The organism is Paenibacillus sp. NPDC057967 (assembly GCF_042887015.1).
GTDB lineage: Bacteria > Bacillota > Bacilli > Paenibacillales > Paenibacillaceae > Pristimantibacillus.
The window spans coordinates 257,304-279,882 of sequence record NZ_JBHVQB010000002.1; the positions used below are offsets into that span (position 1 = coordinate 257,304).

General features: G+C 45.3%; 26 protein-coding genes. 13 read left to right on the forward strand and 13 right to left on the reverse strand.

The features are described 5' to 3' along the window. The gene (locus ACFVSO_RS05635) at positions 1-765 is read right to left on the reverse strand and encodes an energy-coupling factor transporter transmembrane component T (protein ID WP_387470977.1); all 765 of its coding nucleotides are present in this window, start codon (positions 763-765) and stop codon (positions 1-3) included. Positions 766-778: 13 nt separating this feature from the next. After that, the gene (locus ACFVSO_RS05640) at positions 779-1,408 is read right to left on the reverse strand and encodes an ECF transporter S component (RefSeq protein WP_054401102.1); all 630 of its coding nucleotides are present in this window, start codon (positions 1,406-1,408) and stop codon (positions 779-781) included. 217 nt (positions 1,409-1,625) lie between these two features. On the opposite strand from ACFVSO_RS05640, the gene ACFVSO_RS05645 reads away from it, so the two are divergent. Beyond that, complete coding sequence (locus tag ACFVSO_RS05645; protein ID WP_387470980.1) at positions 1,626-3,524, forward strand: PfkB family carbohydrate kinase; 1,899 nt, start codon at positions 1,626-1,628, stop codon at positions 3,522-3,524. 149 nt (positions 3,525-3,673) lie between these two features. Here ACFVSO_RS05645 and ACFVSO_RS05650 read toward each other — a convergent pair whose 3' ends face one another. Continuing rightward, positions 3,674-5,041: an MFS transporter gene (locus ACFVSO_RS05650; protein ID WP_387470982.1), complete on the reverse strand. Its 1,368-nt coding sequence runs from the start codon at positions 5,039-5,041 to the stop codon at positions 3,674-3,676. A gap of 887 nt (positions 5,042-5,928) precedes the next feature. Between ACFVSO_RS05650 and ACFVSO_RS05655 the strand changes: the two genes are divergently transcribed. After that, complete coding sequence (locus ACFVSO_RS05655; RefSeq protein WP_387470984.1) at positions 5,929-6,810, forward strand: phosphotransferase family protein; 882 nt, start codon at positions 5,929-5,931, stop codon at positions 6,808-6,810. 376 nt (positions 6,811-7,186) lie between these two features. Here ACFVSO_RS05655 and ACFVSO_RS05660 read toward each other — a convergent pair whose 3' ends face one another. After that, complete coding sequence (locus ACFVSO_RS05660) at positions 7,187-7,699, reverse strand: RrF2 family transcriptional regulator (protein WP_387470986.1); 513 nt, start codon at positions 7,697-7,699, stop codon at positions 7,187-7,189. Positions 7,700-7,916: 217 nt separating this feature from the next. Here ACFVSO_RS05660 and ACFVSO_RS05665 point away from each other — a divergent pair, with 217 nt between their 5' ends. Then, positions 7,917-8,558 carry an FMN-dependent NADH-azoreductase gene (locus tag ACFVSO_RS05665; protein ID WP_387470988.1) on the forward strand — a complete coding sequence of 214 codons (642 nt, stop codon included), beginning with the start codon at positions 7,917-7,919 and terminating at the stop codon, positions 8,556-8,558. 120 nt (positions 8,559-8,678) lie between these two features. Here ACFVSO_RS05665 and ACFVSO_RS05670 read toward each other — a convergent pair whose 3' ends face one another. The 5 genes from ACFVSO_RS05670 to ACFVSO_RS05690 are packed head-to-tail and all read right to left on the reverse strand — an operon-like array spanning position 8,679 to position 11,001. Continuing rightward, complete coding sequence (locus ACFVSO_RS05670) at positions 8,679-8,975, reverse strand: spore coat protein (RefSeq protein ID WP_387470990.1); 297 nt, start codon at positions 8,973-8,975, stop codon at positions 8,679-8,681. 14 nt (positions 8,976-8,989) lie between these two features. After that, positions 8,990-9,193 carry a hypothetical protein gene (locus ACFVSO_RS05675; RefSeq protein ID WP_387470992.1) on the reverse strand — a complete coding sequence of 68 codons (204 nt, stop codon included), beginning with the start codon at positions 9,191-9,193 and terminating at the stop codon, positions 8,990-8,992. A gap of 32 nt (positions 9,194-9,225) precedes the next feature. Then, entirely contained in the window at positions 9,226-10,362 is a 1,137-nt protein-coding gene (locus ACFVSO_RS05680) for a zinc-dependent alcohol dehydrogenase (protein ID WP_387470994.1), read from the reverse strand. Then, positions 10,359-10,745, reverse strand: coding sequence for a spore coat protein (locus ACFVSO_RS05685; protein ID WP_387470996.1), 387 nt, complete (start codon positions 10,743-10,745; stop codon positions 10,359-10,361). The genes ACFVSO_RS05680 and ACFVSO_RS05685 overlap by 4 nt, the downstream gene beginning before the upstream one ends. A gap of 13 nt (positions 10,746-10,758) precedes the next feature. Further along, positions 10,759-11,001 (reverse strand): spore gernimation protein GerQ, encoded by a 243-nt coding sequence (locus ACFVSO_RS05690; RefSeq protein ID WP_087568447.1) that lies wholly within the window; start codon positions 10,999-11,001, stop codon positions 10,759-10,761. Positions 11,002-11,193: 192 nt separating this feature from the next. Between ACFVSO_RS05690 and ACFVSO_RS05695 the strand changes: the two genes are divergently transcribed. Then, complete coding sequence (locus tag ACFVSO_RS05695) at positions 11,194-11,475, forward strand: hypothetical protein (protein ID WP_387470999.1); 282 nt, start codon at positions 11,194-11,196, stop codon at positions 11,473-11,475. Positions 11,476-11,836: 361 nt separating this feature from the next. Then, positions 11,837-12,922, forward strand: coding sequence for an L-dopachrome tautomerase-related protein (locus ACFVSO_RS05700; protein ID WP_387471652.1), 1,086 nt, complete (start codon positions 11,837-11,839; stop codon positions 12,920-12,922). A 307-nt stretch (positions 12,923-13,229) separates the two neighbouring features. On the opposite strand, the gene ACFVSO_RS05705 is transcribed toward ACFVSO_RS05700, so the two are convergent. From ACFVSO_RS05705 to ACFVSO_RS05715, 3 genes are read right to left on the reverse strand one after another with little or no spacing between them, the layout of a single operon-like run. Beyond that, entirely contained in the window at positions 13,230-13,418 is a 189-nt protein-coding gene (locus tag ACFVSO_RS05705) for a hypothetical protein (RefSeq protein ID WP_387471001.1), read from the reverse strand. Between the two features lie 55 nt (positions 13,419-13,473). Next, positions 13,474-13,905, reverse strand: coding sequence for a hypothetical protein (locus ACFVSO_RS05710; RefSeq protein ID WP_387471003.1), 432 nt, complete (start codon positions 13,903-13,905; stop codon positions 13,474-13,476). Next, positions 13,902-14,108: a helix-turn-helix transcriptional regulator gene (locus tag ACFVSO_RS05715; protein ID WP_387471005.1), complete on the reverse strand. Its 207-nt coding sequence runs from the start codon at positions 14,106-14,108 to the stop codon at positions 13,902-13,904. Before ACFVSO_RS05715 ends, ACFVSO_RS05710 begins: the two co-directional genes overlap by 4 nt. Before the next feature lie 252 nt (positions 14,109-14,360). On the opposite strand from ACFVSO_RS05715, the gene ACFVSO_RS05720 reads away from it, so the two are divergent. From ACFVSO_RS05720 to ACFVSO_RS05750, 7 genes are all read left to right on the forward strand, one after another. Further along, positions 14,361-15,008: a GntR family transcriptional regulator gene (locus tag ACFVSO_RS05720; protein WP_387471007.1), complete on the forward strand. Its 648-nt coding sequence runs from the start codon at positions 14,361-14,363 to the stop codon at positions 15,006-15,008. A gap of 176 nt (positions 15,009-15,184) precedes the next feature. Further along, entirely contained in the window at positions 15,185-16,183 is a 999-nt protein-coding gene (locus tag ACFVSO_RS05725; protein ID WP_387471009.1) for a metallophosphoesterase family protein, read from the forward strand. Next, a complete protein-coding gene (locus tag ACFVSO_RS05730; RefSeq protein ID WP_387471011.1) occupies positions 16,183-17,007 on the forward strand; it encodes a metallophosphoesterase family protein in 825 nt (274 codons plus the stop codon). The genes ACFVSO_RS05725 and ACFVSO_RS05730 overlap by 1 nt, the downstream gene beginning before the upstream one ends. Before the next feature lie 79 nt (positions 17,008-17,086). Beyond that, a complete protein-coding gene (locus ACFVSO_RS05735) occupies positions 17,087-18,418 on the forward strand; it encodes an ABC transporter substrate-binding protein (protein WP_387471013.1) in 1,332 nt (443 codons plus the stop codon). Between the two features lie 63 nt (positions 18,419-18,481). After that, a complete protein-coding gene (locus ACFVSO_RS05740) occupies positions 18,482-19,447 on the forward strand; it encodes a carbohydrate ABC transporter permease (RefSeq protein WP_387471015.1) in 966 nt (321 codons plus the stop codon). A gap of 15 nt (positions 19,448-19,462) precedes the next feature. Continuing rightward, a complete protein-coding gene (locus ACFVSO_RS05745) occupies positions 19,463-20,296 on the forward strand; it encodes a carbohydrate ABC transporter permease (RefSeq protein ID WP_387471017.1) in 834 nt (277 codons plus the stop codon). Then, positions 20,296-21,036 (forward strand): tyrosine-protein phosphatase, encoded by a 741-nt coding sequence (locus ACFVSO_RS05750; RefSeq protein ID WP_387471019.1) that lies wholly within the window; start codon positions 20,296-20,298, stop codon positions 21,034-21,036. Before ACFVSO_RS05745 ends, ACFVSO_RS05750 begins: the two co-directional genes overlap by 1 nt. A 377-nt stretch (positions 21,037-21,413) precedes the next feature. Here ACFVSO_RS05750 and ACFVSO_RS05760 read toward each other — a convergent pair whose 3' ends face one another. Continuing rightward, positions 21,414-21,713, reverse strand: coding sequence for a hypothetical protein (locus ACFVSO_RS05760; protein WP_387471021.1), 300 nt, complete (start codon positions 21,711-21,713; stop codon positions 21,414-21,416). 170 nt (positions 21,714-21,883) lie between these two features. On the opposite strand from ACFVSO_RS05760, the gene plsY reads away from it, so the two are divergent. Then, positions 21,884-22,507 carry a glycerol-3-phosphate 1-O-acyltransferase PlsY gene (gene plsY / locus ACFVSO_RS05765; RefSeq protein ID WP_387471023.1) on the forward strand — a complete coding sequence of 208 codons (624 nt, stop codon included), beginning with the start codon at positions 21,884-21,886 and terminating at the stop codon, positions 22,505-22,507. Positions 22,508-22,579: the final 72 nt, after the last annotated feature.

Below are 22,579 nucleotides of genomic sequence, written 5' to 3' on the forward strand. Positions count from 1 at the left end.
TCAGAGGATCCTTGGGAGCAAACTCGAGATTAAGAAACAAATTGCAATCATTCTTAGGACGATATCGAGGCCTGTCGTTTCAACCTTTATATAACTCGTCGGTTTGTCCCCACTGATTCCAAAACCACGGGTCTCAAGTGTCATTCCTCTTTCTTGAGCGTCTGTCAGAGAGGAGAGAACAACCGGTCCGATAAGCGGCAAAAATGCTTTCGCCCGTTGTATGAATGATCCTGAGGTTTCAACACCACGTGATTCTTGCGCTTCTTGAATAACCTTGACTTTTCTCTGCATTTGAGGAACAACATTAAGGCTTGCTAAAATTAAATATCCTATTTTCATGTTAAGCCCCGACTGTGTTAAGGCGGCTACAGTCTCTGAATTTTTTGTTGTTTGCAGCATTAAGTAGAATGCGGCTAAAAAGATTAAAAGAGTGGACGAAATCTTTAATGCGTACATCGTGCCCTCTAGTCCCATTTGTGCAAAACCGAAGTCAGCAATCATTGTTTTGTTTTTAGGACTATATAAGCCTTGGATGAAAAGCAACATTAACGTTACCGGAATACCAAAACCCAAAATCAACTTTAAAACCTTTTTTCCTTGTCCGATTAATATTCCCAGTATGACAAGTAAACATAATATTCCGTATCCAACAAAGGGCAGCGGGTAAATGAGACAGCCAATTCCTAAACAAAATACGATAAGCAGCTTCGTGATCGGATTTAAATTTCCAACTAAAACAGCTATAGAGTTGTTGTTCGTTTCCATTGTTCCATCACCTTCATGACCCTTTGCGGCCTTTAAGTAAATAATCCTTGTCCAGCGGAGCGTACTGACTTGAAAAACGTCGGGGGATTTTCTTTACTAACCAATAAGCGATTAGAAATACAATCCCTTTGTCGATGAGATTTTCGAGTATCGAAGTTGAAAATACCGAAAGCATGATTTCTTTTGTCGTTGCGATCAATGCTGCTGTAAAGAGGGAGCTGCTATTAATCCCAGTAGCGCCGCCATAAATAAAGATCGTGATGAAAGCGGCACTTATCGCATTCGTTAACGTACAGGCCAACCAAGTAATCACTACACCAAGCTTATTCTTAAAGAAGCCTGCTTTAACCAAGTAGCCTGTTACCAAACCACATAAAACGCTTACAATCGAAAAAGGAAGAAATACTGGATTGGTGACGATGGATAAGAATAAATTTGTTGCCAATCCACAAAGTGCGGCGACCCAAGGACCTGCAAGACATGCAATCAAGACCGTTCCGATCATATCCAAAAAAAGCGGCAACTTTAAGGTTGAGGATAGGGTGCCTCCAATTAAATTAATCCCTACAGCGATCGGTATCAAAACTAACGCTTTCGTGGAAAATTGGGTTTGAAGAAACCTTCGAAAAAAAGATTGTCTCATAGTAGCCCTTCTCTTAAAAAATGTAATATAATGATTTAAGAAATCGCTTTCGGAAAACGCTTTCCTGTTACTGAGACTATCATCGATAAATTGATATGTCAACTAGATTATTTATCCAGTCCCTCCGTTCTAATTTATTGTAAAATAAAAAGGACAAACAAAAACGTTGATGCAACTGCTTGGCAGGTTTCAAAAGATACGATGAGGGGAGAAGGTTATGAATATTAAAGATATAGCCAAATTGGCAGGAGTTTCCGTTTCCACCGTTTCCAAAATTGTAAATAAAAAAGATCAAAGCATTAGTAAAGATACTCGTGAACGTGTATTAAAAATAGTCCATGAATACAACTACACTCCTTATTCATCTAGTATTAGCAAATCGACTTCTACTGGAATAATTGGGGTTTTGATAAATTCAACCATTTCGACAGACTCGATGCTAAACGGAATTATTAACGAAGCCCAGCGCAAAGGTTATAGTCCACTGATTTTGAATAGCTGTGGAGATTTGAACCAAGAGTTAAAAAACATGACTTCACTCATTACAAAGCAAGTGGACGGGATTATCTGGGAACCTGTAGATGGCGAAAGCCTAAAAAATCGTATTCATTTTAATTCTTTAGACATCCCCGTTGTAATAGTCGGAGGGGGCGGAGAAGCAAATTCTCTGGAATTGCCTTATAAGCTGGCAGCTTACTTCCTTACCAAGCAGTTGATTGATAAGAAACACACGAAGATCGCATGTATCATAGGGGAAGGACACCGAAAGAATGCCTTTATAGAGGGGTATAAGCATGCGCTTTTTGACACTAATCTAAAATTCGAAGAATCTATGGTGCTTTCATCGCTTGACGAAACCATTAATGACTTTATCATAGGCGGACAAATGACAGGATTTATTTCCTCACATTTATACAAGTCTATTGAACTTTATAATCTAGCTATCCAGAGCGGTCTGAAATCACCAAAGGACTATTCATTGCTTTCCATACAAAATGACTACGACTTCTCTTTGGTTACAGATCAAAAGACGATATCGACCGTCACCGTCAATAATGCTAACTTTGGCGCCTATATCTGTAATGTACTGATCAACTCTATAGCTGGAGCGGATGCCATACAACCTTATGAGGAAAAAATGGTATTAGACAACACCAACACGTTAGGTTTCCCAGATGAGGGCGGGAAGCCTAAAATCCTTGTTGTGGGAAGTATAAATATGGATACTTATCTCTATTCCCCTCAACTGCCGCACAATGGAGCAACGAATTTTATATCCAGCCTTACAAAACTTCCAGGCGGAAAAGGGTTCAATCAAGCAGTAGGAACGGCAATGCTTGGACACCGGGTCAGGCTGATTGGATGCTTAGGTTCAGATATGGACTCAAATAGCATCTTCCAAGAGTTAGAGAAAAATGGTGTCAGTACGATTGGAATCACACGTTCAAGTGATACGGAGACAGGTCAGGCCTATATTTTTGTCGAATCTAGCGGCGATTCTATGATATCCGTCCTTCCAGGGGCAAATGCAGATCTTTCACCCCAAAAAATAGAACAACAGACAGGATTATTTTCTGATGCAGAGTTTTGTTTGATTCAAACCGAAATTCCGGTCAATACTGTTGAAAAGGTCTGCTCCATAGCAAAAAATGAGGGACTAACCATCATTCTCAAACCTTCAGCATCCAAGATCATTCCAGATCCGATCTTGAAACAAATCGATTATTTGATTCCGAACGAAGACGAGCTCTTGGAGATATGCCCACAGTTCAATTCTATAGAACAAAAAGCGGATTTTCTTCTATCCCAAGGAGTCAAAAATGTCATAGTCACATTAGGTAAAAAAGGATGTTATTTGAAAAATGCAGATGTTGAAAGATTCTTCCCTGCATCAGAGTTTGCTGCTGTCGACAGTACGGGTGCAAGTGATGCTTTCATTAGTGCATTAGCATCTTATTTGCTAAGAGGATGCTCTTTGGTGGATGCGATTCAAATCGCGACCTATGCCGCTGGTTTTTCCGTTTCCCGCGATGGAGTCATCAATTCATTAGCTGATCGGGTTACTCTAGAAAGCTATATTGCAAAGAAGGATCCCAAATTATTATCCTCACATTAGAAACGAGGCGGCGGCTTAGATGTATCGAGTGGAAGCGATCGTTATAAAGGGAATAAACGAAGCATGAAGAAGCCTCCAAATCCATTGTCGAAATGGTTTTGGAGGCTTTCTGTTTCAATCAATGAAGTCCTGAAAATCCCTGGAGCAAATCAATGACGTTTGCGCTTGTACGACAAGACGAACAGAAGGCCGCCAAACGTGATGAGTGCAATGAAAATCAGCATGATATTGCTGAAAAGCGCAGCTGCTTGACTGGTTACGGTCGCGATCAGCGAGGAGTCCAACCATGGCTTAGTCAGCAGCCCGCCCACACCGGCAATGCCAATGCCCTCGGCAAGGAAACAAGCGAAGTTGAGCATGCCCATGCCGGAGCCTGCTTCATCCGGCTCCAGCGTCTTGGCGACACTTGCGGAAATGACCGTTTTGACAAACGAAAGGCCGCCAAACGTCAGGACCACCGAACCTGTAATAAGCCAAGGAGCCCGATCCGTATAGAAGAGCACGATCAGGAAACCGGTGGCAATCATGCCGAGCCCGGACAACATCGCGGCGATATGGCCCCGGCGGTCAGCCAGCATCCCGCCGAGCATCCCGAACAAGATGACGCTGAGTGTGCCCGGGAACAGGATGGCGCTTCCGATGAGGCCGGACGGCATATGGTATACCGCTCTCATCAGATAAGGCACCATGGAGAAGAAACCGGCAACCGTGCCGAGCAGTAAGGCACCGGTGAGCACACCGGCCATATACCTTTTCTTCCGAAACAGGGACGGCTCCAGGAACGGTGCTTGTTGCCGGCGGATATGACGAGCGAGAAGCCCGAACAGGACCAGGCTTGCAGTCAGGTAAATCCAATGGTACAGCGTCATGAACAGCGCAAACGAGAGAATGCCGATGGACAGCAGAGCGGCACCGGTCATATCGAATGATTTTCTTTCCGAAATCTCGTCAGGCATGGTCCGCAGTACGAAAGGAAGGGCCAGCAGCGACAGCAATGGCAGTGCGAATAACAGGGACCAATGAATATAGCCGGAAATCGCACCTCCGATGACCGGGCCGATCCCTTCGCCGAATGCTACCACAGAGCCAATCAGACCGAATGCTCTGCCTTGTTTCTCCGGTTCGACAATCTTGACGATGATCACCATAATAAGCGATGGAACGGCTGAAGCGCCGACTCCCTGAAAAAACCGCGCGATCAGCACGCCCGGATACCAGGCATGACACAATAGGCCGACAATCGAACCGAAGCCGTAGATTAACATGCCGAATAACAGCAGCTTTCTCATACCTATATGTTCCGATATCCTGCCGTACACCGCGATGCCGATGGCGAAGGATAGCGAGAAGCAGGTATTGGTCCAATTGGCCGCCGACGGTGCAATATCAAAATAAGCGGCGATATCCGGCAATGATACGTTAAACATGGTTTCGTTCATCACGCTGAAAAACGTCAAAATGCTCAGCCAAAGGATGAATCGTGAATCGAGAACTTTATTTCGATGTAACACTTGCATATATACCCCTTTAAGATCAAGGGGAATCGCAGTTTATAGGGCCAATTATGCGCCTTCCCCTAATTGTTGTACCCTAACAGAATAGTTTTGTCGCATGTTCAAATACGCCTCCAAATAAGTGAAATGTAAAACAATTCAATTGTATCATAGCCAGAAGGCTGAAAAGAGGATTTTGGAAAGATTTGCCGAATAGTTCCACATACCTACAAAAGATCATCAGGAGGGAGTCAAAAGAAGTGCAACGTGATACTAGAACCACATTCAATCAGCCCAATAGGTCAACGCCCACTCAAGCAAATAGGGCTGTTGGCGGGCAATCTAGGGCTGTTAACGGGCAATCTAGGACGGCCAGTCCCCAAGTAAATAGGACTACACCCAGCCAGACAGAGAGAGCGGGAAGTCAGGCGAACACCGCAAGTAAAGTGAATACCGTTATTTGCCGCAAATGCAAGTCACAGCAAATTGTAGCTAATAAAAGGGGCTACAGCTTTGCAAACATGTTCAAAACACTTGGGTTGATGGTATTACTTCCTCTTATATTACTGTTTAGCGATATGCTTGATGGAGCGGCAGCTGTCATTGGCATTATGTGTTGGTATTCATTTAGTTTGTCCTTACCTGTAAGTATCCTAGTCGGGTTCGCTGGAAGAAGTGCAATTGTCAACGGCTGTATGAACTGTGGCTTTAAGTGGAGACCTGGCATGAAGAAGTGAAATTTGCTGGAGATGGGTCGAATTATAGAGTAACAATGGGTGAAGAGCCGTCTTCTGCGTCAACAGAAGGCGGCTTTTTCTTTTTTGACAGGTGTGATATATGTAAGATGTTGGATTCCATTCGACTTTCAGAGAAACAAATCGGAAGAATCGCTCCAAAACAGGAGGTTACCTATGAGTTCTATTCTAAAAGTTATAGAAGAGCTAAAGTTGAACGTTTTGAGCATTGATGATGTTCCAGAATCATATAGTTCCGATGTATACAAACTTACTCTTGCCAGTGGAGAAAATGTTTTTGTGAAAATTCCATTTAACAAGGAAAAATTAAATCGTGAATTTCAAATGCTTGAGGCATTAGAGGGTATATTACCTGTTCCTAAGGTATTGGACATTTGGTACGGGGATGAAAGGACGACGGGAGCATTGCTTCTTTCGGCAATTCAAGGCACGCCTTGTACAGGAGACATTGATGAGAAGCGCTCTTATCAAATTGGCATGTATCTGGCTATGCTCCATGAGGTTAAAGCTCCTGGGTATGGTTACTATGTAACCGACGGGTTTAAGTTGCTTGACCAAAATAATTGGAGATTATATATCAAAAGTACTTTTGAAAAGTGGACAGAGCCATGCAAAGAGATTCTCGACCCAGCATTGTATGAAAGATGTATTCTTCACTTTGATGAAATTTTCTCTGCTTTACCGGAACCTGACGGACCATGTATGGTTCACATGGATTTTAGACCAGGTAATATATTGGTGAATGGAAGTGAGGTTGCTGGCATTATCGATTTCGAGAGTGCCCGTGGCGGATCGTCGGAAATAGATTTCACAAAGGTCAATCGATATATTTGGGAAGCCAATCCGAAAACAAAGCTACCGTTCATTGAAGGTTACCAATCGATTCGACCTATGATGGTTTTGGAAAATGTGCTGCCATTATATGATATTTACGATGCTTTCAGCTCCGTTGTTTGGTGTGAAAACAGAGGGATGGAGAAAAACGAAACGTTCCTTCAGGAAAATATTCTTATTTTAAGGAATTCGGTGGGTTATTGAGGAAACCCTTATTAAGGAAAAACATCTTTTTACAGTCATTATTAGTACGTTATAATATAATCATCAACTAGCTTGAGCCGCTTATCAAAGAATAGATATTGGAGGTATGGTCATGGTCAATCGCAATAGAAATATGATTTCCATAGCCCTCAGCACAGAATCAGTCTGTTACCAATCAGACTACGTTAGTGTTGGAGAAGTCACCAGGAGCTAAAAAGGTTGAAATTATTAAAGGATGATTGTTAATGAAATAACATACTAAACTGTGAAGACAGCCTTGTCATATCATGAGGGCTGTCTTTCTATTGGCGAGAAAAAAAGTTAAGGAGGGGCGGCGTCCCCTCCTTTTTTGTTGCTTGAAAAGATGATAATTGAGTTAGTTAGTATTTTTTCTTATAAAGTATTCTCGGGTACCTGTCTGCACCTTTTCGGGTAAAGTATGAGCGAGCTCCTTATTTAACCACGCAAGTGTTTTCTTACGAAGAAACTCACGCATATATCCTTCTGCTTCCAGCATCGTTAAGTTAATCGTACAAGAAGGATTGCCGGAACTACAGTCACAGGAAGACCAATCTTTATCTGCATACATAAGATTCGTTTTTAATATATTTTTACATTGAAAAATGGGGTTTGTTCCTTCAACTGCTTCTATGACATCCCAAAAAGAAATCTCTTCGGGAGACTTAGCTAATTTATATCCACCCTTTACGCCAGGTGTAGAACTCACAATACCCGCCTTGGTCAGTTTACCTAAGACCTTCGAAAGATACGTTTCTGAAAGTCCTTGAAATTCTGAAAGGTCTTTTATTCCAATACTTTCCTCTTCGGGTATGTCTATTAAATAAACAAGGCTATGCAAAGCATATTCAACCATAACACTATACTGCATATAAAAAGACACCTGCTTTCATGTTAAAAAAGCTTTATTAAAAATAGTATAGCACCATTTTCATTTTTGCCAATTTACATAAATTACAAAACGGAATGAATTGACACTAAATTGGGGAAGTTATATTATAGATTAAGTCAATCGACGATTAAATTAATCGATGATTATATTGATCGACAATAATAGAGATGGAAATTCAACTAGGAGGAAAACATCCATGAGTAAACTACTTATTATCAATGCACATCCAGAATTTGATTCTAAAACCTCAGCAAGTCTGGATGTATTTAATTACTTTCTGAAGGTATATAAAGAGAAGCATTCAAATGACGAAGTAATTGAGCAGATTAATCTATACGAAGAAGAAGTCCCCATGTTAGATAAATCCGTTTTTAGCGCATGGCAGAAACAAAGAGCTGGTGAAGAATTAACGAGTCAAGAAATAGAACTAACGGACCGCATGAATGAGATATTAAAACAATTCAAAAGCGCTAATAAATATGTCATTGTGTATCCTTTGCATAACTTTAATATCCCATCAAAGCTAAAGGATTATATGGATAATATTATGATTGCAAGGGAAACGTTTAAATATACCGATACGGGTTCAGTCGGTCTTCTTAACGATGGAAGAAGTATCGTTGTTATTCAAGCTAGCGGGTCCATCTACACCAATAATGATTGGTATACGGAAGTGGAATACTCCCATAAGTATCTAAAGTCCATGTTTCATTTCTTTGGCATTGAGGATTATCAAATGGTTCGCGTGCAAGGGACTGCTTTACTGGATAGAGATGAAGTATTACAAAAGGGGTATAAAGAAGCTGAAGAAGCCGCTTCTGAATTAGCAGTGAAGTAAGAGGGGCACTATTGAAAAAGAAACGCCGCCTGACATTTTATTCTCTAAAGTCTTCGGCTAAAATCAAAAACGCGCCTGAACCATGGTGGTTTTGCGCGTTTTGTTGGGACGAATACGTTGTCAGGACGGAATGTTCATAGCGGTCTGAATATTTTTCAGATCAAGCTGAATTTGCTCCGGAATATGGTAGGGATGGTATTGACCCCGCTGCATCATGTAGTTTGTTATCTTTTCATGGGAGTCTATAGCTTCACCCAGCTGTTTCATCAAAATTTGCTTGATTTCGGGGGTGACACATTCGGTTACGGCCATGGCGTAGTTTCTGACTCCGCTCTTGGCGTTCATCAATAAATCCATTGCGATCACGTCGTCGGTCAGCGTATGAAGCCCTGTCATGTGTTCTAGTAGGGTATTCATGTTTCCATCCTCCTTTAGGTTAGGGTCACTTTAGACAACACTCCACCGAGCTCCTGAAGCTGCTGCTGTGATAATTGCACATCTTGCTGCAAAATTTGCCTGAGCTCCGGGTCGGTTACCAGAGCTTGCAGGGTTTTGGATTTGGTCATGCAAACGGTCTTGAACGCAGCCATCTCATGAACCTCCAGCATCTCATGCAAAGCGTAATTGGAATTCATTCGGATTGTCCTCCCCTGTTATTTACCCATATTCAGGGCTTTAAGATGACTTTGATGCAATCGTCCGTTTTCGTATCGAACACTTCATAGCCGCGCTTGGCCTCACTGAGCGGGATGACGTGCGTAACAATGTCCCCAGGGTCTACTTTGCCCGACGTAACCAGCTCGTACATATACGGCATGTAGTGAATGACTGGAGCTTGTCCGGAACGGATATTCACGTTGCGCTGCATGATGTCACCGAGCGGGAATCCGTTATAGCGTCCGCCGTATACCCCAGTGACTTGGATGGTCCCGCCTTTGCGGACAGCCTGAGAAGCAATGATAAATGCGCTCATGGTGCCACCTTGCAGTTTCAAACCGCTTGCTAGAAATTCGAGATCGCTCATCTTGCCGTCCATTCCTACCGCATCAATCACGACATCGGCGCCGCCTTTGGTCATTTCCTTGAGAGTGTTGCCGATATTCTTATCCTGTTCGAAGTTTACGATTTCCACATTGTTCGTTCGCTTCGCATGCTGTAAGCGGTAATCGACATAGTCGACGGCGATGACCCGCTTTGCTCCTTTCAGCCAGCAGAATTTCTGGGCCAGAAGTCCGACCGGACCGCAGCCGAGCACGATGACGGTATCACCATTCTTGACGCCGGCGTTATCTACGCTCCAGAATGCCGTCGTCATGGCATCGGCGATCAAGCTTAGCTTTTCGTCCGGCTGCTCGCAGTTTTCAGGAATCTTGAAGTGGGTGAAATTAGCAAACGGAACTCGCAAATACTCGGCTTGCCCGCCAGGGTAACCACCGGTCGTTCCGGAGTAGCCGAAATATGCGCCCATATCCCCGTGATCGTTTGAATTATCGCATTGGCTTTCTAGCTGATTTTTGCAAAAAAAGCATTCTCCGCAAGCGATGTTGAACGGGATGATCACCCGGTCGCCTTTCTTCACCTTTGTTACGCCAGGGCCTACTTCTTCTACGATCCCCATCGGTTCATGCCCGATGACATAGTTCTCCTGAAGGTTAGGGATCATTCCGTGAATTAGGTGAAGGTCCGAACCGCAAATGGCGGAACTGGTGACTCTTACGATCATATCGTCCGGTTTCTCAATCTTCGGATCCGGCACCTCTTTGACCACGACATTTTTAATCCCTTGATAGGTTACCGCCTTCATGCTTTATGTCCTCCAATATGTTCATCTGGGGTCCGATCAAACATCCCTTTACGCGACGTATCATCCGGGAACAAATTCATCTGCCCGATCATCACTGTATTTTTCGCTGAAAGCTGGTCGAGTTGGTACTGTTCGTTCAGTTCATAAGGATGAAACCATTTTTTGCGAATCATAAGCTCCGTGATTTCTTGGTGCAGTGCAATCCCCTGCATAAGATGATTGCGCAGCATCGCTCTTACATCGGGAGAAGCCGTTTCCGTCAGGGCGATGGACAAATTTCGCACACCTTCCTTGGCGCGCATAAGGAAGTCCATTGCGAATGTCATATCTGCCATCTCCGGCATATTTAATGAATTAATCGGGTCTAAATAATCGGTGTTCATTGGCGCTCCCCCTTTAATGAGTGATAGGTGTCGGGCTATTCGGAACAGGCGCTTGGAATGGAGCTCTTGCGTAGATGGCCTGGAGCTCGGCGATCTGTTGTGTGGATAGAATGACGTCCTTCTGCATTAACGCTTTCAACTCCTGGTCAAAGACCAAGCCTTGCATAAGTTTTGACTTAGCGAGGCAGAGCGTTTTGAAGTTTAACGCTTCGTGCAGTTCCATCGATTCGTGTGGCGCTAGCGTTGACATATTCACTGAGTAATGATCCCTTCCTTTCTTAGATCAAAGTTAGACTTTCCAACGCATTGGATCCCTATACTAAAATGGATTGCCGGAAATGTGGGGTCCGAATATTCCCATGCAGTCGCAAGAATATAAACAAAATCTCAACCGCATACTTATTTCTGTTTAAGTTATTGATCTTTGCTCAAGGAAGGAGGAATCATCTTGCCAAATGAAAACAAAATTGATCTAGCTACCGAAAATGCAAGAAAACCGGCAGAAGGTACACTTCACTCGAGCGGCAATACGCTGGAGCAGCATGCTTCTAACGCGGTTTCTGAGGTGCAAACCGCTTTAAATCAGGCGATAAGCTCGATTAATGAATCTAATGCGGCAACAAATTCACAAGCTTTGGAGACGGCCCGGCAGCAATTGACCCAAGCAGAGGAATTTCTAGATCAAGCGCAAACTTCAGCAAACGCATTACATCTGCCGGACCAACAATAAAACGGTAGCTTTGGTAGTGGCAGAGTTTCTCCTTCTTTCTCGGATACAAGTGGAGTCAAGCTCACTAATGCAGAGGTATGGTCGTCTGTCTATGTAGACGCTGCGTATGATGTTTTCCGAATTTGTTTTTTTGTCCCCTCAAACTTTAAATGGTCAATTCTAACAAAGGGAGCCTTCAATTCCACTTAAATAATGGTTTTGAAGGCTTCTTCTATACCCTCAGCTCCTCGTTGTCCGTCATAGACACGAACCTTCCGGGGGGCCCGTAAAATTATTTTATTATTTAGGCACTTGAACCACATTCAGACATATAAATAGGTGATAGTAGTTCGAACTTGTTGAGGAGGATTTTATACAAGTGATGTTACCGAGTGAAAAGTATTTCGGTACGTTTGAGGCGGTTTTTTTATTTTACGGAGCCATGCCTACAGGTGTTACTGTTTCTGAAACCGGGCGCATATTTATTTGCTTTCCGAAATGGGGAGACGATGTTAAATTTACGGTGGCTGAAATCGTTAGCGGCACTTTGCAGCCTTATCCTAGTTTAGACGTCAATGTGGTAAGCCCATCGAATATTACAACGTCCTTCGTTAGTGTCCAAAGTGTTGTTGCGGATGGACAGGGAACGCTTTGGGTACTGGATACGGGAGCTCCTAATTTCTCAGAACCCATCAAAGGGGGGGCGAAGTTAGTCGCTGTAGATTTAAATTCAAATACCATAAGAAGGGTATATTCATTTACGGAGGATGTTGTCCTTCCAACCACTTATTTGAATGATGTCCGAGTTGACTTTCGTGTTGGTAAAGCAGGTTATGCGTATATAACGGATTCGTCTTCCCGAGGACCAGGAGCTATTATTGTCGTTGATATAGAAACCGGTTATGCCTGGAGACGGTTAAACGGGGCAAATTCAACTTCGCCCGATCGCTTTTTCTTACCAAAAGTCGAAGGTCAAATTCTGATGAATCGAAACAAAGACGGATCTGCTTCACCTTTTAGATTGGCATCCGATGGTATAGCGATTTCCCCGGACGGCAAGATGTTGTATTTTTGTCCTCTCTCCAGTCGTCATCTGTTCTCGATTTCAACGGAAGCCCTAAGAGACCGAACGATACCGGATATGAATTTACAATCTCACGTGAAGTATTGGGGAGAAAAAGGTGCTTCAGATGGAATGATCACCGATGCAAAAGGAAACGTTTATGCTGGAGACTATGAAAACAATAGTATTCGAAAGATATTGCCGAATGGAATAATGGAAACCATCGCACATGATCCGAGGCTTTTATGGCCGGATACTTTTTCTATTGGTCCAGATCAATACTTATATTTCATCGTGAACCAATTACATCGGCAGGCAAGATTTCATTATGGAGATGACCTGCGGCAGAAGCCATATAGTTTACTCCGTATGAAAATAGACGAACCACCTGCTCCTACCTTGTGAATATTTCGATTTACAAAGTTGACTCTATTCCATGAAAAATGTATTTATTCCAAACCCGGACCTTACTATAGGCTGGGTTTGTTTCGTTTATAACGGCATAAAACGACCCTTGCTATCGGGCAATAATGCGTTTGGAGGCTTATTTATCTCCCTAACAAGTTCTATACCAGCTCCGCCAGGAAACCGTCGGAATTTCGCCGATAGACCTGTTACGGTGAATCGTATCATAAATAAGGGCAAGTTTTTTGCGGAATTCCCTGCGGGGCATGAATTTATATATATGGTGAAGAGTGACTGTTTCTTCGTGTTATGAAGCAGCCTCATATTTCAAGGTGTTCCGAGTTATTATGATATATTCACCTGTTGATTTATTCATGATTTGAGACACTTCCTTAGTGTGCGTGATCTCAAACCAATCATTTTGTACATCCACCAATAATTTTATTTCCACATTGCTTTCTCCATATTTTAGTCCACTAAAAGATAATTTTGTCACGTCATCATTCCTTTCCATTACTATGTGTCAGATATGATTTTTTGATCTCCATTTGTTACATCTCTTTATAGTACTTGAAGCGGTAATAAGAGTTATATACAAGGATAAACAGATAGGCAAAAACTAATAGCACTACTACTGTTAAATCTAAATTCATTAAGGCCAATGCTGTAATTAAGGCTCCAAACACAAAAATCATCATGTCATATGCTTTCGCTTTTGCCCGATTGGCGATTGCCAAATTACGCTCATCATTCTTCTCAATCTCTAGCTGCTTTGCGGCGGCAGGGTTATGCTTCATAGCGTAACGGAGCATTATTTCTCCCATACCGTGACCGAACATACCAGCGCCAAGTCCAACGCAGATATAAGGCAATGCTCGCAGCAAACCTTGCGGATCTTCAATTGTTTTGATGAAGTACACACCGACTGCTAGTATTGCTATACCTGCAACTGTGATCAAATAAGACAAAATCGTTTTGTTCATATATGCTCATCCTCCTCATAAATAAAGATTTCTTCGATACTCATACCGAAAAAACGAGCAATCTTGAACGCTAAAAGGATTGATGGGTTATAACGTCCGTTTTCCAGCGAACCGATCGTTTGCCTGGACACTTCAAGAGCGGCCGCTAATTCTTCTTGCTTAATTCCGCGTTTCTTGCGAATTTCTTCTAAGCGGTTGTTCAATGCGTTTCCCTCCTGATGGAAAGCTAACTTTCCATGATCAAAATATATCGTGCAACGCAATCGATGTCAAGCACACTTTCCATTTTGATAAAGGGTCATCTTAGTCCACGCAGGATAGATTAAGATCAGACACGGTGAGTCGTATAGTGGTAAAGCACACAATTATTCACTTCACTTTACAATATCTTTACTATCCTTATGACTATCGGTTTGCTAGTATAAAGTCCAAATGAAGAAGAAGGATAGGATAGCATGCGGGCGACTTCGTTAGAATGGGAAGCATACAATCAAATCAAGGACCGGATCGTGCGGGCAGAAGTCATGCCGGGCATGCTCCTGTCGGAGAACGAGTTGGCGGGTGAGCTTGGCATGAGCCGGACGCCGGTCCGTGCGGCGATCTCGCTGCTGGAGAAGGAAGGGCTCGTCGAAAGCTTTAAAGGGCGCGGCGTTCTCGTGAAGGAGATCTCTTTTCGGCAATTCAGCCAGATGCTTGAGGTTCTCGTATCGATGCAGCTATTTGTATTGGAAGTGGCTAAGCAAAGAGAGCTGGCATTCGATCTAGAAGCGCTTCATCTTTATTTACAGCGCCAGTACGCTTCCCGCGAGAACGGAGACTATCTAGGCTACTACAACAATTCGTTAATGAGTATCGAGACAATCTTAAGCGCCATTGGCAACGACTACATGCTGCAGGTGCTGGAGTCTTACCGTGGCAAGTTCGTCTGCCGGATGGTTACCTTCCGCAAGCAATTCCCGCAGCACAAGCCGCAGTGGGCCAATGTAATGAACGGTAAAATTTATCAAGCCTTGCTGCGCAAAGATTATGACGGGGCGAAAGAAGCCATTGAAGAGAATTATAAGTATACGACGGAGCAGCTGATTCTGAGCGGCGTCATCTAAAACCATACCTAATATACAAGAAGGGTGCCTATAAACAGGCATCCTTTTTTTGCATTTTAGCCCAGCATGGAGATTTACATATCATTTAGACTGCGATAACAATCCACTTACATACAACCTGCATACTGAACTCGAGCGATCAAACAACATCCATTGTTCTGAGAGGAGAAAGACTTGTGACAATACTTCAAGCAAGCCGATATGCTGGTAAGTTATGGTATGATGATGTCCATTTCCAAACGGACAAGCGGCCTTGGTTCGGCCAATTGCGGGAGGTTGCGGCAGGAGATTTTACATTTGCAGTATTGGGCGATCGTTGCGGTATGGCAACGGCAGGAGTATTCGAGAAAGCGCTGGAGGTTGTAGCGGATTTGAAACCGGATTTCGTCCTGTCAGTAGGAGATTTGATCGAAGGCTACTGGAAGGATGCTGCGGACGCAAGAGCGGAATGGGAGTATATCGATGAGAAAATCGAGGCCACTGGATTGCCTTTCTTCCATGTCGTCGGCAACCATGATTACGGCAATCAAGTGATGCTGGACGTCTGGCGGGAAAGAAAAGGCTTCGAATATTATGCTTTTCGGGCAGGAGACGCGTTGTTCCTCATACTTAACACGGAAGATCCTCCGACAGAGCTTTCTGATGAATTTATCGACATTATTAAAAAAACGACGTTCAACGTTCAGAACGATCCGGAACAGATGACGGCGCATATGCAAGCTTTCTACAATGACATGGTAAGCCGCATGTCTCCGGAGCAGCTGGAAGGAATGTCCCGCATTGATCTCGCGTTCAGTGACGAGCAAATGGCTTTCGCCGAGCGTGTGCTGGAAGAGAACCGCGATGCGAAATGGACGTTTGTCAGCATGCACAAACCGGGATGGAAGTCGGAGAACGAGCGGTACAATAAGCTGATCGGCTTGCTGGACGGACGGCCTCATACCATCTTCGCCGGTCACCTTCACGCGATGGAATACTCCGTATCCGGCAATGGCGAACATATTCAGCTCGGCAGAACCGGCGGACATGCCCATGGCGAAGGGCCGGAAAGCGATAATGTACTGTTATGGGTTAACGTGCGTGATGGAAAGCCAACTTACCGGGTTATACATTTGGACGGAATTGGCGAGATCGGCAGCTACAAGCCGCAAAAACATTCCAAGGAGGCAAAATAATGACACAACCCATTTTCTTCGCACATCTGACTGATACGCATATTAACGTACCTGGTAAAAACCCGCTGTTCGAAATGGACATGACCAAGAAGCTGCGTGAAACGTTCGTGGAGCTCGGAAGACTCAGTCAAAAGCCAGCGTTCGTCGTCATCAGCGGCGACTTGACACAAGACGGCGACACGGAAGATTACCGCCACCTTCGTATGGTGCTGGACGAGGAGAAAGAGAAGCTCGGCGTACCGGTCTATGTCGCGCTTGGCAATCACGACACGAGATCCTTTTTCCGCGAAGGCTACTTGCAGGAAGAGCCTTCCGAACAATCCTACTATTACACGGTGATGGAAGGCGGACTGCGACTGATCGTCCTTAATACGCAAATTCCAGGCAAGCATGCAGGGGAATTGGACGAGGAGCAGCTTAAGTGGCTGCGCGAAGAGCTGGAGACGCCTGCTCCGAGTGGAACGATTATTGTACATCACCATCCTGTCGTTCCTACGCTGACTCCGCTAATGGACAGCCATCTGCTGGACAATCCCCAGGATCTTGCGGCAGCGATCGCAGACAGCGACGTTATCGGCATGCTCTCCGGCCACATTCATTGCAACAATATCGGGCTGTTCCACGGCGTTCCAAGCGCTGCGGCAACAGGCGTCGCATTCGGAATCGAACCGACGAGCAATGAGAGCATGAAGTTCGTCGACAACAGCGGCTACAACCTCGTGCTGGTGAAGGAAGGACAAATGATCGTGCATCCGATGGCGATGGCGGGCGATCAGAAAGTCGTTTTCGAGTGGAAAATGGATGCCGCGCACGCCCATGCTTAAGGATTGGCAGGCATCGTATTAAATAGCTTTGAATACAAACAAAAGGCTCGAATGAACTTACAGAGGAGAGGGAGAAACAATGGCTTACAAGAAAAGATTGGCGGCTGCTCTAGTGTCGCTCACCTTGATTACGACAGCGTGCGGCAATGGGGGGACAGGCTCCGGTACGAATGCTGCTAATGGCGGCAATGCGGGTAATGCGGCTGCAAACGAGCAAATTACGCTGAAGTTTTACAGCTATAATCTGGCGATTGCTAGCCAAGTGCCGGGAACAGAGAAGCTGATCAGCGAATTCGAGACGGCGCATCCGAATATTAAGATCGATGCCATTCCGATTTCTTCTACTGATATTAACGCTAAGGTGCAGGCGGATATCGTAGCCGGTTCGGCGCCGGATATCGCACAGCTGACGTTCGACGGTCTTGATTTTGCTGTAAACAATTTCAACGCCAAGCCGCTTGAGGATATCGTGGCTGCGGACGAGTTGAAAAGTAACTTCAAAGGTTTCTCGCCCAACGGCTTGAAGCTCGGTCAATTAAATGGCAAGACATTCGGGCTGCCATTCACGTTCAGCACGCCGGTGCTGTTCTACAATGCCAAGCTGTTCGAGGAAGCAGGCCTTGATCCGGCTGCTCCGCCGACAACTTGGGCGCAAGTGAAGGATTATGGCTTGAAAATCGCCGAGAAGACTGGCATGACAGGCGCGCATGTAGGCGGAGCGACGGGCGGAGACTGGATTATCCAGGCACTGATCGGCAGCAACGGCGGACAAGCTCTCTCCGACGACCGCAAAACGATCAAATTCGGCGAACCGGAAGCGGTTGAAATGGTGCAAATGTGGCAGGATCTGATCAAGAGCGGCGCCAATGGCAAGCTGAATGACGGCGAAGCGATCGAAGCGTTCAGCCAGGGTAAAATCGGTATGTTGCTGTTCACCAGTGCGCTGCAAAGCTCGTTCGTAGCCGCATCGCAAGCAGGCGGCTGGGAGCTGAAGACGGCCAAAATGCCGGCATTTGGCGATAAACCGACGACTCCGGTCAACTCCGGCAGCGCATTGTTTATTTTGTCGGATGACAAAGCGAAGCAGCAAGCGGCATGGGAATTCCTGAAATTTGCAACCAGCCAACGCGGTTATACGATTATCACTTCGGAGATCGGCTACCTGCCCCTTCGTCCAGCTATCATAGACGACCCGAATTACTTGAAGGATTGGGTAGCGGCGAATCCGCTTGTGAAGCCGAACCTGGAACAGCTCGACAGCTTGAAGCCTTGGGTATCGTATCCAGGCGCGAACTGGAAGCAAATCGAGACGATCCTGAACGATTCGGTCTCAAAGGCGATCGCAGGCGACGGCGATGTTGCAGCCATTATGCAGGATGCGCAAAAACGCGCGCAAGCGCTGATCCAATAACAGAAGTGAAAGCAGGGCATTCATAGGCAAACATGATTTGGGAAGAGGAAGGAAGTTAAGGCGATGAGCTATGAAGCAGTAGGAATGAACCGTCAGGCAGCGGGAGCCAAGCCGCAAAGCAAGGAACGCAAGTCGTTCCTGCTGCGGTTTGGCCGAATAAAGCCGTACCTCTATTTATTGCCGGCCCTGGCATCCATCGGCTTCTGGGTATATAAACCGTTGATCCAAACGTTCCAGTTAAGCGTCTATCAATGGAATCTGCTGCCCACTTCGCCGAAGCAATATGTCGGCATGAAAAACTTCACTAACCTGACGGGCTTGCCGGAGATGGGCATTGCGTTATGGAACACGCTGATCTATACGATTGGCGTGATTCCGTTCTCGCTTATTATCCCGCTAATCATTGCGATTGCAACCGATAATATCAGCAGAAAGGCGAGCAATCTTTACCGGGCGCTCATCTTCCTGCCGATGATTATGGCTCCGGTAGCGGTATCGTCCGTATGGCGCTGGATCATGCATCCGACGAACGGGATATTGAACAAGGCGCTTACGGACTGGTTCCACCTGTCCGAACCGATTCGGTTTTTTACCGACGAGCGCTGGGCGATTTGGTCGATTACGTTCATAACGGGCTGGAAGCTGATCGGTTTCAGTACGCTTATCTTCTCGGCGGCGATGACTGGCATTAATAAGGAATATATCGAGGCGGCGAAAATCGACCGGGCCAACCGGTTCCAGATCATCTGGCATGTCATTCTGCCTTTATTGTCGCCGGCGATTTTGTTTATGGCGATGATGAGCACATTGTTCGCTTCGGAGTGGAGCTTCTCGTATATTAATGTTCTTACGCAAGGCGGACCTTTTAATACAACGACGAATATTTACTACTTGCTGTGGACGTACGGCTTCCAATCGTTCAACATCGGCTCGAGCTCCGCTGCCGCGGTCGTCTTTTTCCTCGGATTCGGCGTGCTGGCTTGGCTGTTTATGAAGCTGACGAAGAAGCTATCGTTCTTCGATAATTAGAGGAGGCAGACATACATGGAGAAGGCAGGTCGCTCCTTCGGTTCTTTTACCGCCGTGACGGTCAAGCATTTCGCGCTTATCGCGCTCTCGCTGCTGGCGGTATTTCCGCTCTATTGGATGGTTGTAACCTCCTTGAAGCCGGAGAGCGAGGTATTTACTTCAAGCTTATTTCCGCTTCATATCACCTTAGATAATTACGTGCAAGCTTGGAACGCCATTCCGATGGGCCGGATGCTGACCAACTCCATCGTAGTCGCAGTCATTCAGACGGTGATGCAGCTGCTGACGAGTATCTTGGCCGCTTATGCGTTCGCGCGCTGGGAATTCCGCGGCAGCAACCTGATCTATGGTTTGATCGCGCTCACATGGCTGGTTCCGTTTCAAGTGATTATGATTCCAAATTACGTGGCGATCAGCGGATTTGGCTGGCGGGACCAGTTGGCCGGCCTGATCGTACCGAATATCGCATCGGCTTTCGCGGTGCTGCAGCTGTATAATGCGTTTAAGTCCTATCCGAAAACGCTGATCGAAGCCGCAAGGCTGGATGGCGCTTCTGACTGGGGCGTGCTCTGGCGCACGATTATGCCGAATCTGAAAGCGCCGATTGCCTCTATCGGCATTCTCTTATTTATTACCTCATGGAATGATTATTTCTGGCCGCTGCTCGTGACGACCAAGCTGGACAATTCCACCGTGCAAAAGGGATTGCAAATGTTCATCTCCTCTGACGGCAACATGTGGGGAGCGCTTATGGCGGCAACGACAATTGCCAGCTTGCCTGTATTAATCATCTACTTATTGCTGCAAAGACAAATCATAGACTCTTTCGTAAAAGGCGGGCTGAAATAATGACGACTTCAACAAATGATAACGCACGGCTTCTTAAGCTGAAGGGAGCATTTAACGTAAGGGATATCGGCGGCTACGCAGCTGCTGAAGGACAAACGGTACAGAAGGGACGTTTCCTTCGTGCCGACGGTTTGCATAGGTTGACCGCGGATGATCAGGAAGCAATATGGGGAGCGGGCGTGCGCATCGTAATCGACCTTCGCCACCAGCATGAGCTCGATACGAAGCCCAATGTATTCGCTGCTTCAGAGCGGATAGCTTATCATAATATCAGCTTGATTAATCCTGCGACCACGGCGGCGCTGAACATTCGCTGTCTGGGAGATATGTACGTCAGCATGCTGAATGAATGCGGTCCGCTGCTTCGCGAGGTATTCGAGCGGATGGTGGAAGCGGAAGGCGCAGGCGTCCTGTTCCACTGCACGGCGGGCAAAGACCGGACCGGCGTAATCGCCGGCCTGCTGCTTGATCTCGCGGGTACGCCGCGTTCGGTTATCGTAGCTGATTATGCCGAGACGGAAGTGAACCTGGCACCAATCATGGACGTGCTCCGTCAGGACCGTCCTTCCCAGTTGCCGGCTGAGATGTATGAAATATTCCTCGGCAGTGCCCCGGAGAATATGGAGATGATGCTCGACCATCTGTACGGATCATTCGGCGGCGCAGAAAGCTACTTGGCGCAAATCGGCTTAAGCGAGGCGCAAATCGCGAGCTTGAAACGGATGCTGCTGCAGCCTTAACCGCCTGTATATTGAAAAAAGCATTCAACGGGTATGGTCAAGCCCCCATTTAATGGACATCTAGAAAACCCTGCCCATAAGCTGTTTTCGGTAATGTGCCGGAGACAGCTTATTTAATTTTCTCTACGGACGATGGTTGTTGTACAAATGGATATAATCTTCAATTGCTTTGTGCTTCCTCGATCGATCGGATATCGTAATGATAGAGTGCTTTCGTCTTCAAATGGGAGAAGAAGCTCTCCATTGAGGTTCCTCTACGTTAAGTACCTCGACCATAATTCTCCCAGTAATCTTAAACCCTTGTATAAAAAGACTCCCGTGCTTGCAGTATCTCCAATTTTCTTCGTAAGTCCAGTAATCGTTCAAGCTCCGCAAAATCATCTTTCGAAGGTTTCTTTTTCTTTAATTTGATGTAAGCGTCGACTTATTGGGGCAGACAGAAAGCCCAAAGTGATACGGGTGCAAAAAATAGAATCAGTCTGATCGCATACATTATCTGCCACTTCGAGAACGACGATTAAGAAATGTTTACCCAAGCAAAATTCGTCCTCCGCATCGTCCTTTAGTTCGTTCCTTAGTTGGCTGAAGTAGTCCTCGACCCGAACGAGGAGTGCCGCAGGAAGTGAAACGGCGCGGCGTAGGACGTCAAAATCCTGTTGTTTCTTGATGATTCTCATTCTTACGTTACTCCTGGAATTGAAAATGACACCTCGGAAAGGGGTCTTGGCACTAGGTTGCGAATATAATATATATGCCAAAAATGGATTGAACCGGTTCTTTGTGAGCAGGATAGTGCGGTGCTGTGAAGAATATAAGTCGTAATAATTAATTTTAAGGGAGAAGAGTTATGATTGATATCTTAAAGCTTTTTGTGGCCTTAGCTACAGGCTACCTGCTAGGCAGCCTTAATACAGCGGTGATTGTAGGGAAAATATATGGCAAGGACATAAGAAGCCATGGAAGCAACAGCGGCGGGCTTACCAATACTCTTAGGGTACTTGGGAAATCTGCCGCGGTGTTTGTTCTTGCGGGAGATATATTAAAAGGGATAATTGCCTGTTATATAGGCTTGTTCCTTGGCGTTTACTTTTATTCGGGAGAGGCTAAAGATTGCGTAAGTCTTTTAGCGGCAGGAGCAGGTGCAGTTATAGGGCATAACTGGCCGTTATATTTTGGGTTTAAAGGAGGCAAGGGAGCACTTACAGCAGTGGCGGTGCTATTTATGGTTAACTGGGTTATGGCCCTTGTGTGCCTTGTTTTTTTTGTAATAATAGTAGCTTTAACCCGTTATGTTTCTTTAGGCACAATATGTGCAACATTGCTTTTTGCGGCTATTTCATTTATTCCTGTTTTCGGGAATACCTTTTATTTTTATTTATTTGCATGCTTAATGTCGGTTATGACTATTTTTAGGCATACGGGAAATATAAAAAGACTGCTTTTAGGAAAGGAAAGCAAACTTATTCTTTGAACTATTTTATTAGGGCAAGGTCATTACTATCGAGATCAAAGAAAGGGCCATCTCAAAAGAATGGCCTTATAA

What these genes read in the sequence shown, in the direction of transcription:
- ACFVSO_RS05660 (WP_387470986.1), bottom strand. Translation starts at nt 7,699, where the DNA reads ATGCAGTATAGTGTTATGGTTGAATATGCTTTGCATAGCCTTGTTTAT.
- ACFVSO_RS05730 (WP_387471011.1), top strand. Translation starts at nt 16,183, where the DNA reads ATGACACAACCCATTTTCTTCGCACATCTGACTGATACGCATATTAAC.
- ACFVSO_RS05645 (WP_387470980.1), top strand. Translation starts at nt 1,626, where the DNA reads ATGAATATTAAAGATATAGCCAAATTGGCAGGAGTTTCCGTTTCCACC.
- plsY (WP_387471023.1), top strand. Translation starts at nt 21,884, where the DNA reads ATGATTGATATCTTAAAGCTTTTTGTGGCCTTAGCTACAGGCTACCTG.
- ACFVSO_RS05685 (WP_387470996.1), bottom strand. Translation starts at nt 10,745, where the DNA reads ATGAACACCGATTATTTAGACCCGATTAATTCATTAAATATGCCGGAG.
- ACFVSO_RS05740 (WP_387471015.1), top strand. Translation starts at nt 18,482, where the DNA reads ATGAGCTATGAAGCAGTAGGAATGAACCGTCAGGCAGCGGGAGCCAAG.
- ACFVSO_RS05760 (WP_387471021.1), bottom strand. Translation starts at nt 21,713, where the DNA reads ATGAGAATCATCAAGAAACAACAGGATTTTGACGTCCTACGCCGCGCC.
- ACFVSO_RS05735 (WP_387471013.1), top strand. Translation starts at nt 17,087, where the DNA reads ATGGCTTACAAGAAAAGATTGGCGGCTGCTCTAGTGTCGCTCACCTTG.
- ACFVSO_RS05640 (WP_054401102.1), bottom strand. Translation starts at nt 1,408, where the DNA reads ATGAGACAATCTTTTTTTCGAAGGTTTCTTCAAACCCAATTTTCCACG.
- ACFVSO_RS05665 (WP_387470988.1), top strand. Translation starts at nt 7,917, where the DNA reads ATGAGTAAACTACTTATTATCAATGCACATCCAGAATTTGATTCTAAA.
- ACFVSO_RS05750 (WP_387471019.1), top strand. Translation starts at nt 20,296, where the DNA reads ATGACGACTTCAACAAATGATAACGCACGGCTTCTTAAGCTGAAGGGA.
- ACFVSO_RS05675 (WP_387470992.1), bottom strand. Translation starts at nt 9,193, where the DNA reads ATGAATTCCAATTACGCTTTGCATGAGATGCTGGAGGTTCATGAGATG.
- ACFVSO_RS05710 (WP_387471003.1), bottom strand. Translation starts at nt 13,905, where the DNA reads ATGAACAAAACGATTTTGTCTTATTTGATCACAGTTGCAGGTATAGCA.
- ACFVSO_RS05655 (WP_387470984.1), top strand. Translation starts at nt 5,929, where the DNA reads ATGAGTTCTATTCTAAAAGTTATAGAAGAGCTAAAGTTGAACGTTTTG.
- ACFVSO_RS05670 (WP_387470990.1), bottom strand. Translation starts at nt 8,975, where the DNA reads ATGAATACCCTACTAGAACACATGACAGGGCTTCATACGCTGACCGAC.
- ACFVSO_RS05700 (WP_387471652.1), top strand. Translation starts at nt 11,837, where the DNA reads ATGTTACCGAGTGAAAAGTATTTCGGTACGTTTGAGGCGGTTTTTTTA.
- ACFVSO_RS05680 (WP_387470994.1), bottom strand. Translation starts at nt 10,362, where the DNA reads ATGAAGGCGGTAACCTATCAAGGGATTAAAAATGTCGTGGTCAAAGAG.
- ACFVSO_RS05720 (WP_387471007.1), top strand. Translation starts at nt 14,361, where the DNA reads ATGCGGGCGACTTCGTTAGAATGGGAAGCATACAATCAAATCAAGGAC.
- ACFVSO_RS05650 (WP_387470982.1), bottom strand. Translation starts at nt 5,041, where the DNA reads ATGCAAGTGTTACATCGAAATAAAGTTCTCGATTCACGATTCATCCTT.
- ACFVSO_RS05745 (WP_387471017.1), top strand. Translation starts at nt 19,463, where the DNA reads ATGGAGAAGGCAGGTCGCTCCTTCGGTTCTTTTACCGCCGTGACGGTC.
- ACFVSO_RS05635 (WP_387470977.1), bottom strand. Translation starts at nt 765, where the DNA reads ATGGAAACGAACAACAACTCTATAGCTGTTTTAGTTGGAAATTTAAAT.